We start from the raw sequence: 11,896 nt of genomic DNA on the forward strand, positions 1-11,896 counted from the left end.
AAATTGTGTATATCTTCCCAATCCTCCTTAAAAATATGTATTGCTCTAACTCCTATTAGATCATTTATTTCTTCTTTATAGTTTTCCATGGAGAACTTAAATTCCGGTCCGTATTTTTCTTTTCGTCCAGTGGTCTTTCTAATAATTTTTTCTATTAATCTATCTGGTTCTTTAACTCTAGACTTTACTGAATGTATCTTTTTATGTGTTCTAAGAGTATCCGCTATAAACCCAGCCTGGCTTTCATAACTACTCCTGTAGCTATCATAGTCAATGTATATTTGGTTTAATACTGAGAAGTCTATTTCATTTTTAATAATATCATCTTCTGAAGTCTGAGTTTTCTTCAAAAAGTCTTCTTTATCAAGTTCCATATTTTCCTCCTAATAATATAATATGCTAGTTAATTTCAGTATACTATTAACACTTTTCATATACGCTTATATTAAAATGGAGTGCAGTTGAAAGTCTAGAAGTATTACTCGCTATTTCTCTCATAGAGTTGTCAAAAGTCCAATAATAAGGAGTCATTGAAATAAGATTCTTTACATCTTCGCCGTTTTCGCCTTCTTCTACTTTAATATTATACTTAACTTCTATTGTATTAATTAATTTAAAACCTTCAAAAGTTGTTTGTTTTTCTTCATGTTTTCTAGCCTTTTCATATAATATTTCCTTTAACCCATATAAATGTTGTACTCCGGGTGTTACTACAACTAGCTTACCTTTATCCTTTAGAACTCTCTTAAGTTCTGCTTCATCAGAGGGCGCAAAATTTCTAATTATTATATCGATGGTATTTGTCATTATAGGCAGGTTAAAATTACTACCAACTATAAACTTTATTTTTTTATCTCTCTTGGCAGCATAAGTAATAGCTGCTTTTGAGATATCAACACCGAAAAATTCAAACTCCCTATTTTGCATACTGTTAGATTGTTCCACACGTATAGCTTCCTTTAATTCCCACAAGAAATATCCTTCTCCACATCCAGCATCCAATATATTTATGTTGTTTCCACTTATATTTGAAATTATTACTTGGTTTAACCTTTCTGAAAAAGTATGGTAGTACCCTTTATTTAAGAAGTCTCTACGTCCTTCCATCATTTTTTTACTGTCCCCTGGTTCTTTTGTATTCTTTTGATTAGCTAAAAGAAGATTAATATATCCTTTGCTAGCTATATCGTAACTATGATTGTTTAAACATACATATTGTTTTTCATGTTTTTCTAAACACAAATTGCACACAGGACATTTTAATATAGATTCCATATTTTCTATTGCCACAAAATCACTGCCTTCTTTAACGCTACATTGAAGTAGCTTATATATTTTTTCACAAATATTTCACTTGAAAATAATTTTCATAATAACTTATTATAGCAAATAAATTATTACCTAACTATATAGTTTACTAATTATTTTTTTGATAATTAGCATTTTTAAATTTAATCATTTTATTATTTACTATAATGCATTAAAAATCAGAAAAATAGTGTATACTGTATATTGATGAATTGATAAGAAAGTTTGGTGATATTATAATGAAACCTGTAATTATGTTTGTAACTGAATGGTGTCCATATTGTAAAAAAGCACTTGCTTGGATGGATGTAATAAAAAAACAAAATCCACAATATGCAGATATAGATATTAAAATAATTGATGAAGAACTCCAACCAGATATAGCAAAGAAGTACACTTACTATTACGTACCTACCTACTATGTAGACGGAGTCAAGGTTCATGAAGGCGTTGCCTCTAAAAATATTATTAATGAAGTATTTGAGAAAGCACTTAAATAAAACATATTTTAAAAGTAATCTTAAAACCGAAAGAATGTAGAAGAGTTCTAATAGTGGAGCTCTCCTACATTCTTTCAATCTTTTAATTTATCTTTATAAAATCCTAGTTTTCCTTCACATTTTCGAACTTCTAGTCTAAACTTCTTTTCATTTTTTTTGTAATCTTCCAGTTTTTGAAGCTTTAAAAAAATAAATCTATTGGATTTTTGAGTATTAATAATTTTTTTCCTGGTTTCTGCTAAGACTTTCTTAATCCCAATTATTTTCTTATTACAGTTTTCCATAGTGTTATTAAATTCTTGTTTTTCTTCTCTTATTTTTTCTTTTCTGCCATTACATTCCACAATTTTAGTTTTTATACATACCTCACTGGAATATTTCGAAAAAACTTTTCTATATCTTCTTATGAGTAATCTTTTTATTATTTTAAATTTTTCTCTGCTAAGAAAAATATAAAGAGCTTCCCTAAATTTTCTGCTTTCTTGCTTTTCTTGCGTAAGCTTGTGTTCTAATTTATTTGTATGGATTTTAATGGTTTTAATCTCTTTCTTTTTTATTACGATTTTCTCTTTTAATGCTTCTTGTTTTTTATCCAAATCTGTTATATTTAATTTATTTGTTTCTATATTTTTAATAAACTCATTTTCATTCCAATCTAGAATATCAGCATTAAATTCTGTTATTTTTAAAAGTTTGCATATCTCTATTCTAGCTTTAGTTAAATCCTCAGCTGTTACACTAATTTGTTTTAAAGTAAAATCACATAGCTTAAATTCTTTTATTATGGAATTGTATACTTCATTATATTCTAGCATGTGTTACAGCACCTCTCTTTTCATTCTAAAATCAAATAATTCATAAATATACTTTACCATAACTGTGCATATCCTGCAAAGCTATATACTTAAGTCTTAAAATCAGTGAACCTTTTAAATTCATTTATTATTATTTATTTCATGTATATCTTTTCAATGCCTGGATATACTATTAATGTAGTCAACTAGCCAACATTAATCTTACAAAGGGAGATGTTAGTTATGTTAAAAGGTAAATTACCTGTAGTTTTCAGCGTAGGCAGTATTGCTAGTGCTAAGAACGGAGATTACAAAGTTGGTCCACATGAAATTTAAAATGCGGACTGTAAATCCATATATTTAATATGGAGTAATAAAGCCAATGATTATTTAAAATAATCATTGGCTTTATACTTTCCATTTAATTTATCTTGTTGTTCTAGTATTCCTAGTTTGTTGTCTCCCAGATTGATTGCGTCCATTTCTCCTAGCATAACCAGTTGAAGAAGGCTTTCCAGTTGGAGCTTTCTTAACATCTTTACTAACTATTACTGGTTCATTACTTGCAGGATAAGGGTGTTCTTCTATTACTGGTATTGATTTTGATATAACCTTTTGTATATCCTTTAGAAAAGGCTTTTCTTCCACGTCGCAAAAAGAAATTGCAACTCCACCAAGACCTGCTCTGCCAGTTCTCCCTATTCTATGAACATATGTTTCTGGTATATTTGGCAAATCAAAATTGATTACATGAGATAATTCCTCAACATCAATACCTCTTGCTGCTATATCTGTTGCAACTAGCACTCTTGTTATCCCATTTTTAAAATTATTTAAGGCGAGTTGCCTTGCGCTTTGTGATTTATTGCCATGAATAGCTTGAGCCTCTATTCCTGAATTATTAAGGTCTTTAGTAATTTTGTTTGCACCATGTTTTGTTCTTGAGAATACCAAAGCGGAAACTATGGACTTATTTTTTAACAAATGAATAAGCAGCGGCTTTTTATCCTTTTTATCCACAAAATACACTGATTGTTCAATAAGATCAATAGTAGAAGAAACAGGTGTAACTGCAACCTTTACTGGATCTATAAGAATAGAATCCACTAGTTTTGAAATTTCATTTGGCATAGTTGCTGAAAATAGCATTGTCTGTCTTATTCTAGGTAGTTGCGCTATGACCTTTTTCACATCACGTAAAAACCCCATATCAAGCATACGATCTGCCTCATCAAGTACAAACATTTCTACATGGTGTATGTTAATAAATTTTTGTTGCATTAAATCAAGTAATCTACCTGTGGTCGCAATTAAAATATCTACGCCACCTTTTAATGCATCAGTCTGACGCTTTTGTGATACACCACCAAAAATAACTGTGCTAGTAAGATTCATATGTTCACCATATGCATCAAAGCTTTCTCCAATTTGAATTGCTAGTTCTCTAGTAGGCGCAAGAATTAGTGCCTTTATATTTTTAGGTCCCTTTATAACTTTTTGTTTTCCACAAAGAATTTGAAGTATTGGAATAGCAAAAGCTGCTGTCTTTCCAGTGCCTGTTTGAGCACAGCCTAAAAAATCTTTTCCATCTAATATATTAGGAATTGCAGCTTCTTGTATTGGAGTAGCTTCTACATAACCTTCGGTTACCAATGCCTTTTTTATTGGGGTAATAAGATTCAAATTTTCGAATAACATTTTTTTCTCCTTTGTTAGTGGCTGTCTTTAACTTTAAATGTCGCAAATCACTGATATCCTGTTATGAATTTTCTTGAAAATTGGAAACAACAACTTTCTTACATGATTATATTGCATCTAAGAAACCACCCTTTATTAGTGATATGAGCATATTTAGGCTGATTAATTTTCATTTAGCTAAGGCTTTATAGGTCACTTATTTATAAATAAATATGTTTCACTTATATCAACTTCAATTTTTTTATTTTAAATGTTCATTGTACTCATATTTTTCAATTATAACATATTCAGTCCTTTCTTGCTATTTATCAATCATAATACCTGTGACATGAATATAAATTTAAATTCACCACAAACTATATATACTAAAAAAATATTTAAATAAGGAGAGTATTTGTATGAGTGAAAATTTAAATTTCCCTACTAGTGTACCGGAGCAAATGCAAGATAAACAACCAGGTTTAGAATCCTTAATGAACCCAAAACCTATTTTTGAAGATCCTAATTGTACAGGTTCTGGAAAATTAATGAATAAAGTTGCCTTCATTACAGGTGGTGATAGTGGAATTGGAAAAGCTGTGGCTCTTGCATATGCTAGAGAGGGTGCTGATATAGCCATATTATATCTTGATGAGCATGCAGATGCCGAAGAAACTAAAAAACTTATCCAGGAAAAAGGTAGAAAGTGCATTTTAATGTCCGGAGATATCGGTGAAGATACTTTTTGCAAGGATGCTATAACAAAAACCATAAAAGAATTAGGTAAAATAGATATTCTTGTGAACAATGCTGCAGAGCAACATCCTCAGAACAGTATTGAAGACATCACATCGGAGCAACTAGACAAGACCTTTAGGACTAATATTTTCTCTATGTTTTACCTTGTAAAAGCTTCATTACCCCATTTAAAAGAGGGTTCTACAATTATAAATACTTCCTCAGTTACAGCCTACAAAGGCCATGAGACTTTAATTGATTACTCCTCAACTAAGGGTGCAATTGTTACCTTCACTCGATCTTTAGCTCTCTCACTTTCAAGTAGAAAAATACGAGTTAACGCAGTAGCTCCAGGTCCAATATGGACCCCACTTATACCGTCTTCCTTCAGTGCAAGTGAAGTTGGTGAATTTGGTAAAAACACTCCTATGGGAAGACCAGGTCAACCAGTTGAACTAGCTGAAACCTATGTATTTTTAGCTTCAAGCGGTTCATCCTATATTAGTGGTGAAACTATTCACGTGAATGGTGGCAATATAATTAATGGATAAATTCGGTACCACACCAGTGGCAAGTGGCATGTTTATCCACACATATATTACCCGAACATAGGAAATTATATATATTATAAATGTTATTAAAAAACACTTTATTACTAACTATTACTAACCCCGCTTCAATAACAGTATTAATCTTTTTAAAGAGGTGATTTAATGATTAAAAAGTTTTTCACTTTGATATTTGTTATTAGTTTTTTTTTAAATGTCCAAATGACAAAACCAGCCATTGCTTCAAATGTTACTTTTACTGAGCAAAATACTGATATTTATAACTTAACAGTGAAGAGAGATTTACTTTGCCTATTGATAGCTTATCCTGAATATATTACAAATATTGAAGAAAATAACGGGTATGTATATTTGGTTTTAAAGTCTGGTAAAAAACTCATATACGATGATAAAAAAGAAAAAAATTCCGATCAAAAATTATTAAATCCAGACCTTCAGGATACGTTAGAACAAATTTATCCATTATCAACTGTTAAAACTATTATGCCCTCTAATTTTGATCCCGGTCGCTCGAGATGTTATGCTTTATTATCCGAAATTTATGGTAGCTCAAAACAGACATTAGAATCCAATCTTACAGGTGTTAAAGTAGGTTATAAAAACTATCAATTTAATAAAAATAGTAATGCTTCACAATCACTACAATCTGTTATGAGTGAATTAATTCCTCTCTCAGAAAAAAATGAAAATGTAAGAAGATGTCTTCTGCCTTGTAGTGGCACTTTTAATTACCGCGTGATTTCGGGAACAAAAAGATTAAGTCCTCATGCTTTTGGAATTGCTATTGATCTTGCTAGTGATAAAAGAGATTACTGGAAATGGGCGTCTAAAGAGCAGGGTTCTAATCGCTTAGCATCATACCCTAGTGAACTTGTAAATATTTTTGAAAAAAACGGCTTTATTTGGGGAGGTAAGTGGTCGCACTTTGATATCCTACATTTTGAGTATAGACCTGAAATCATATTAAAAGCCCTTTATTTTACTGATAGTTTAGATTCAAATAAACCATGGTATGAAGGTGTATCATTAGATAATTCAAATATAAAAAGCGCCATAGAAAAGATAAATAAATCTATTAAGTAATAGGAGTATTATATTATGAGATTTTTAAAAATGGAAAAAAAGCTTAATTGTAAATTAAGATTATTCTTATTTATTATACTTCTTTTATCCATACAACTTAGCACTTCTAACTACACATATGGTGCTAATGATGATGAAAAAAAAGAAGTCACTAGTTATATCCAACAAATCTTTCAAAAAAGAAATAAAGCTATACTAAGTGGTGATTTAGAGTTAATAAAATCTATTTATAACATGGACACAAAATATGGAACTTGGGCTTACGAATTTGAAAAAAGAAAAATGAATTACGTTAATAAATGGGCACAAAAGCAAGGAGTAAAGTTTATAGACATTACTCCAACTGTAATTATAAAAAGAATTAAAGGTAATAGTCCTAACTTCTCGATTTATCTCCTGTGTTCAACAGAATATAAATATGTATATGTCAATCAGCCCGAAGTGGTAAATACTTCAAGAATTGGAACTTATCACGTTTTGCAAGTTACTAGAGAAGATAATTCTTTCATAGTTTCTAAAGAATGGTATAAAGATCCTTTTGGCGATTCACTAAACTTAGAAAATATTAAGGCTGATTCTATAAAAGAATATATTCTATCGCAAAATGCTAGAGATTTATCTACATTAAATGAGAGAAGAATTAAAGCTGTTGAGTATGCTGATAAATATTGTGGAGCTGCAACTACTTCACAACATGATTATAAGTATAATAAGAATTACAGAGACTATAACCCACAGGGTGGTGACTGTGCAAACTTTGCCTCACAAATTCTTTTTGAAGGTGCAAAATTCAAAAAAAATGGTGCTTGGAATTATGACAAAAATGGAGCAACAAAATCTTGGCTCAATGCTGACGGCTTTAAAAGATATATGGTATATAGTGGTAGAGCATCAATAATTGCTTATGGCAGTTATGACAAAGTGTATAAGGCTAGTTATAAACTACTACCTGGAGATATTGTTGCCTACGAAAAGAAAAATGACATTACTCATATTTCCGTTGTGACAGGATCTGATTCAAGAGGATACTCACTAGTTAGTTGTCATAATTCAGATAGAAACAAAGTACCATGGGATCTTGGCTTTAGCAATAAAAACATTAAGTTTTGGTTAATTAGAGTTCATTATTAGCAAAACATTTATGTAATTCATAAAATATGAATTTTAAAGGAGAAGAATTTCATGAAAACTGAAGAACAAATTAAATCAGAAATTTCTAGGCAGGTTATTGACAGTATAAAAACAACTTTAAATGAAGAATTAACACAAGTAGAAAAGGAGTTTGAAGATACTTATAAAAACAAACTAGAGCAAGAAATACAGTATACTCTGGAGCTTGCAGAGTCAGGTCTTCCGCATAACTCAAGTAAAACTATAAAAGTTGAAAACAAAAAGACATTGCAGCAATTAGATAGTATAAGGATGGAAAAGATGAAAGTTGAAAATAAATTAAAAACCCTAAATGAATTTGAAAATTTATAATTCAGCATCTTTCACACAATAAAACAAAAAACATTAAAAGTTAATTACTTATTGGCTTTTAGTGTTTTTTGTTTGGAATAAATGTTTCAATACTTTTAAACTGTTATGTTGACTTATGTTTTCCAATATAGTATTATTTGTTTTAATGAATAAATATTATATTATGCATTATATGTGTATTTTAGTATAGATAAGGAGAATTAATAATCATGAATATTTCTACTAAAGGACGATACGGTTTAAGGGCAATGGTTGATATTGCTGTTCACTCAATTGGAGACTATATTCCCTTAAAGATTATTGCTGAAAGACAAAATATATCAGAAAATTATCTAGAACAAGTTTTCTCAGTACTCAGAAAAGCTAATCTTGTAAAAAGTGCTAGAGGTTCGCAGGGTGGTTATACCTTATCAAAGGAATCTTCAAAAATCACAGTAGGTGAAGTCCTTAGAATTCTTGAAGGCGACCTTGGCATTGCTGGTGATGATGAACTCTTAGCAGTTGATAAGACTATAAAAGTTTGTATAAATACATTAGTATGGCAGAGCGTTAATGAACAAATTAATAAGATTGTGGATTCTGTTACATTACAGGATCTTGAAGAAAAATATAATAGTCTCAATGCTGAATATACTATGGACTTTATAATATAAACTAAGGACTCACACATACGCATGGAATGGAAAAGATATTCGCAACGTAAGATCACTCTTTAAGCCGTTTTTACACGACTTCAAGAGTGATTTTTTTTAAATATTTCATTTCTTCCTCATACTCCATTGTTCTTTTTACTTTATCCTCTAACTTAATTTTCATTGTTTTGTTATTATTGATTTTATCTTTCACACTTTTTTCTAAATCACATAAGTACAACCAGTCTTCTTCATTAATACTTTTCGGTCTTTGCATCTGTAATTCATCGCACTTTAAAATTTTATTAATGTTTTGTATTTTTTCTCTATATTCTTCTCTTTTTTGGTCGATCTCAATTTTACCTTTTAAATCTAATACTATTATTTTAAAATCAATATCCTTAATCCAAATAGGTTTTTGTGTTTTAATTAAATCTTTAGGATTACTAGAATAACACATAATTTTAAAAGCTAGTAATTGTAATCTATAAGCTTCATGCTTTAATTTATAAATTTTTTCAACTTCCAAATATTCTAATGAACTATTACTTAGAAGCATAATTGGAAATTTTGTAGAATATAATTTATCTAGTAAATTTTGTTGATATAATTGTTTTAAAAAATTGTAATAATTAATCCATTTATCTTCTGGCATTTCATTTTGTTTTTTTTCTTTAAGTAAATCTAGTAATTTATCTGTGTTAAAAGAATATTGGTTAGCATTGTGTTTTTTTAGCAATATAAAAACATCATATACATTGTTTTGAATTATATTCCATGTATCTTGCTTAATATTTTGAGGTTTCTTTAAACCTGAAAGCACCGAAAAATTATGGTAATAATATATTTCTAAAACTATTTTCTTTAATAATTGTTCTAATATTTCTGTGGACTTTTTCAATACATAATTCCATTCATTCTCATTAATATAAATAGGTTTATTACTATTTAAAAGTATATAGCATGTACTATCTTCAAGTTCTTTAATATTTCTAGGGTTCTTATTTTCTCCCACAAATCCATCTATAGCAACTTTACGAATATCTAACCATTTAGCTTTCGATAGATAAATAGGTTTTCTTCTTTTTAATATTTTCTTACTTTCATAATATGCCTTTAGTTTTAAGTTGTTAATTATCATGTTCTTTAAAAAATCACTAAAATTCTTCATCTTATCCCCCTCGTACATATTATTTTATTCAAATTTTCTTATATACATATTATATCATAGTTTCCATAATATTTATAATTAATTAAATTTAGGTGTATAGTTTTTATTATCTTATAATCAAATAAAAATTCTTTTGCCGAATTTTATCAACATAAAAAAACACCTTATTATATCAATATAATAAGGTGTTCAAGTGGTACATCCATTACTGAAATATATTAAATTATTCGTATACCATCATATAACGACTTTGTTAAACGTTTACCATGATGCCACTAGCTCTTAGCAACCTATCCCACAAATTCCTCTGGGAATTCTGCATTGTGATAAACATCCTGCACATCGTCGTCATCTTCAAGCATATCTATAAGTGCTTGCACTTTAGCTGCACCTTCCATACTAACAGGTGTCATGTTATCTGGTATCATTGTAAGCCCAGCTGATTCAAATTCAAAACCTGCTGCTTCTAACGCTTCTCTAACTGCTCCAAAGTTTTCTACAGTTGTGATGATTTCAAACATTTCTGTTTCTGCGTTAAAATCTTCTGCACCTGCTTCTAGGGCTAACATCATGATTTCATCTTCATCCATAGCCTCTGTTCTTTCTATTATGATTTGTCCTTTTTTAGCAAACATCCAGTGTACGCATCCGTTTGCTCCCATATTTCCACCGTGTCTATCGAAAGCATGTCTTACAGTTGCTACACTTCTATTTTTTTTATCTGTTAGTGTGTTAACAACTACAGCAACTCCTTCAGCTCCATAACCTTCATAAACTATTTCTTCGTAGTTTATGTCGTTAAGTTCCCCAGAACCTTTTTTTATTGCCCTAGTTATTGTATCTGCAGGCATATTACTATATTTAGCTTTTGCAACTACATCTCTAAGTTTAGCATTAAGCTCTAAGCTAGCTCCGCCTTTGGCTGCCATTATTAATTCTTTACCTATTTTTGTAAATATCTTACCTCTTTTAGAATCAATTTTACCTTTTCTAGCTTGTATGTTCTTCCATTTTGAATGTCCCGACATTTTGAATTCCTCCCACCTAAATATTTTATATGTTAAATATTTGTAATCGGCGCCAATAAATAGCAATACTTCTATGAATTAGTCATAAGTACATTACATTCCCATTATATCATCGAATAAAGCACTTTTCAAATAGAAAATAAAAGTATTTATAACTTTACATTCAGGTCTTAAAACAAATGTTTTTTCAAAGAAACTACTGATACAATCTGTGTTCTAACTTAAAGTACATTTTCGCATCTTCTTCTTCAAATATTGCTTTTCCCGAGCTAATTCCAGTTATTTTAGATTTTAATTCTTCTAATTTAGTAAACTCACAGTATATTTTGATTTTTACAGTATCACTATAATCTATGTGCTCTATATGAAAGTTATTTTCCGCGCATATGTGTTGCATTTTGCCAAGCAAATCATACTGGCTAACTATTTGTATACAAACACCTTTAACCTTTTCCACTATCCCGGCCTCTTTTATAGCTAGAGATGCGCCTTTAGAATATGCTCTTGCCAGACCCCCAGTTCCAAGGAGAATCCCTCCAAAATACCTAGTAACTACTACTGCTACATCTGTAATATCATTCTTCTTTAAAACTTCTAACATAGGAATACCGCCTGTACCCTGTGGTTCACCATCATCACTATATCTTTGTATATTTCTATTTTCACCAATTATATAAGCATAAACATTGTGCCTAGCTTGTTTGTGTTTGTTTTTAACTGCTTGCAGAAACTCCTTAGCTTCGTCTTCATTTCCCACTCTTTTACCGTGCCCAATAAAAACAGACTTTTTCTCTTTAAATTCAGCGGTTGCTTCATCTTTTATTGTAAAATAACTCATTCTAATTCTCCCGTCTATCACTAAATGTTACAGTTTAAATTTCCATATAACTTTATAGTTGCTCCATTAATAATAA

Annotated in this window: 13 protein-coding genes; 6 read left to right on the plus strand and 7 right to left on the minus strand. The window is 29.9% G+C overall.

Annotated elements, in window-relative coordinates:
• A partial coding sequence (locus ACJAX4_RS17500; protein WP_435790733.1) for a RelA/SpoT domain-containing protein occupies nt 1-374 on the minus strand: 374 nt, incomplete at its 3' end.
• Nucleotides 375-420: 46 nt separating this feature from the next.
• On the minus strand, nt 421-1,290 hold the full coding sequence (locus ACJAX4_RS17505; RefSeq protein WP_435790734.1) for a putative RNA methyltransferase: 870 nt from the start codon (nt 1,288-1,290) through the stop codon (nt 421-423).
• Between the two features lie 257 nt (nt 1,291-1,547).
• Here ACJAX4_RS17505 and ACJAX4_RS17510 point away from each other — a divergent pair, with 257 nt between their 5' ends.
• On the plus strand, nt 1,548-1,808 hold the full coding sequence (locus ACJAX4_RS17510) for a thioredoxin family protein (RefSeq protein WP_435790735.1): 261 nt from the start codon (nt 1,548-1,550) through the stop codon (nt 1,806-1,808).
• Nucleotides 1,809-1,882: 74 nt separating this feature from the next.
• On the opposite strand, the gene ACJAX4_RS17515 is transcribed toward ACJAX4_RS17510, so the two are convergent.
• Both ACJAX4_RS17515 and ACJAX4_RS17520 read right to left on the minus strand, forming a co-directional pair.
• Nucleotides 1,883-2,623 carry a hypothetical protein gene (locus ACJAX4_RS17515; RefSeq protein WP_435790736.1) on the minus strand — a complete coding sequence of 247 codons (741 nt, stop codon included), beginning with the start codon at nt 2,621-2,623 and terminating at the stop codon, nt 1,883-1,885.
• 405 nt (nt 2,624-3,028) lie between these two features.
• Nucleotides 3,029-4,300 (minus strand): DEAD/DEAH box helicase, encoded by a 1,272-nt coding sequence (locus ACJAX4_RS17520; RefSeq protein ID WP_435790737.1) that lies wholly within the window; start codon nt 4,298-4,300, stop codon nt 3,029-3,031.
• 398 nt (nt 4,301-4,698) lie between these two features.
• Between ACJAX4_RS17520 and ACJAX4_RS17525 the strand changes: the two genes are divergently transcribed.
• The 5 genes from ACJAX4_RS17525 to ACJAX4_RS17545 all read left to right on the plus strand — a co-directional run bounded on the left by ACJAX4_RS17525 (nt 4,699) and on the right by ACJAX4_RS17545 (nt 8,804).
• Complete coding sequence (locus ACJAX4_RS17525) at nt 4,699-5,568, plus strand: SDR family oxidoreductase (RefSeq protein WP_435790738.1); 870 nt, start codon at nt 4,699-4,701, stop codon at nt 5,566-5,568.
• Between the two features lie 162 nt (nt 5,569-5,730).
• Nucleotides 5,731-6,669 (plus strand): M15 family metallopeptidase, encoded by a 939-nt coding sequence (locus tag ACJAX4_RS17530; protein ID WP_435790739.1) that lies wholly within the window; start codon nt 5,731-5,733, stop codon nt 6,667-6,669.
• A 15-nt stretch (nt 6,670-6,684) separates the two neighbouring features.
• Nucleotides 6,685-7,800 (plus strand): amidase domain-containing protein, encoded by a 1,116-nt coding sequence (locus ACJAX4_RS17535; RefSeq protein ID WP_435790740.1) that lies wholly within the window; start codon nt 6,685-6,687, stop codon nt 7,798-7,800.
• 51 nt (nt 7,801-7,851) lie between these two features.
• Nucleotides 7,852-8,151 carry a hypothetical protein gene (locus ACJAX4_RS17540; protein ID WP_435790741.1) on the plus strand — a complete coding sequence of 100 codons (300 nt, stop codon included), beginning with the start codon at nt 7,852-7,854 and terminating at the stop codon, nt 8,149-8,151.
• Nucleotides 8,152-8,360: 209 nt separating this feature from the next.
• On the plus strand, nt 8,361-8,804 hold the full coding sequence (locus tag ACJAX4_RS17545) for an RrF2 family transcriptional regulator (RefSeq protein ID WP_435790742.1): 444 nt from the start codon (nt 8,361-8,363) through the stop codon (nt 8,802-8,804).
• A 70-nt stretch (nt 8,805-8,874) separates the two neighbouring features.
• Here the strand turns inward: ACJAX4_RS17545 and ACJAX4_RS17550 are convergent, their stop codons facing one another.
• From ACJAX4_RS17550 to ACJAX4_RS17560, 3 genes are all read right to left on the minus strand, one after another.
• Nucleotides 8,875-9,954, minus strand: a complete 1,080-nt coding sequence (locus ACJAX4_RS17550) for a hypothetical protein (protein WP_435790743.1) — start codon at nt 9,952-9,954, stop codon at nt 8,875-8,877.
• Between the two features lie 290 nt (nt 9,955-10,244).
• Nucleotides 10,245-10,982 (minus strand): YebC/PmpR family DNA-binding transcriptional regulator, encoded by a 738-nt coding sequence (locus ACJAX4_RS17555; RefSeq protein ID WP_435790744.1) that lies wholly within the window; start codon nt 10,980-10,982, stop codon nt 10,245-10,247.
• A 196-nt stretch (nt 10,983-11,178) separates the two neighbouring features.
• Nucleotides 11,179-11,820, minus strand: coding sequence for a YigZ family protein (locus ACJAX4_RS17560; RefSeq protein ID WP_435790745.1), 642 nt, complete (start codon nt 11,818-11,820; stop codon nt 11,179-11,181).
• Nucleotides 11,821-11,896 lie beyond the last annotated feature (76 nt).

The sequence above is a fragment of the Clostridium sp. genome (assembly GCF_051278035.1).
Lineage (GTDB): Bacteria > Bacillota > Clostridia > Clostridiales > Clostridiaceae > Clostridium_AD.

Bases quoted from the DNA above. Each gene is read 5' to 3' on its own strand.
- ACJAX4_RS17510 (WP_435790735.1), top strand. From the start codon at position 1,548: ATGAAACCTGTAATTATGTTTGTAACTGAATGGTGTCCATATTGTAAA.
- ACJAX4_RS17515 (WP_435790736.1), bottom strand. From the start codon at position 2,623: ATGCTAGAATATAATGAAGTATACAATTCCATAATAAAAGAATTTAAG.
- ACJAX4_RS17520 (WP_435790737.1), bottom strand. From the start codon at position 4,300: ATGTTATTCGAAAATTTGAATCTTATTACCCCAATAAAAAAGGCATTG.
- ACJAX4_RS17525 (WP_435790738.1), top strand. From the start codon at position 4,699: ATGAGTGAAAATTTAAATTTCCCTACTAGTGTACCGGAGCAAATGCAA.
- ACJAX4_RS17530 (WP_435790739.1), top strand. From the start codon at position 5,731: ATGATTAAAAAGTTTTTCACTTTGATATTTGTTATTAGTTTTTTTTTA.
- ACJAX4_RS17535 (WP_435790740.1), top strand. From the start codon at position 6,685: ATGAGATTTTTAAAAATGGAAAAAAAGCTTAATTGTAAATTAAGATTA.
- ACJAX4_RS17540 (WP_435790741.1), top strand. From the start codon at position 7,852: ATGAAAACTGAAGAACAAATTAAATCAGAAATTTCTAGGCAGGTTATT.
- ACJAX4_RS17545 (WP_435790742.1), top strand. From the start codon at position 8,361: ATGAATATTTCTACTAAAGGACGATACGGTTTAAGGGCAATGGTTGAT.
- ACJAX4_RS17550 (WP_435790743.1), bottom strand. From the start codon at position 9,954: ATGAAGAATTTTAGTGATTTTTTAAAGAACATGATAATTAACAACTTA.
- ACJAX4_RS17555 (WP_435790744.1), bottom strand. From the start codon at position 10,982: ATGTCGGGACATTCAAAATGGAAGAACATACAAGCTAGAAAAGGTAAA.
- ACJAX4_RS17560 (WP_435790745.1), bottom strand. From the start codon at position 11,820: ATGAGTTATTTTACAATAAAAGATGAAGCAACCGCTGAATTTAAAGAG.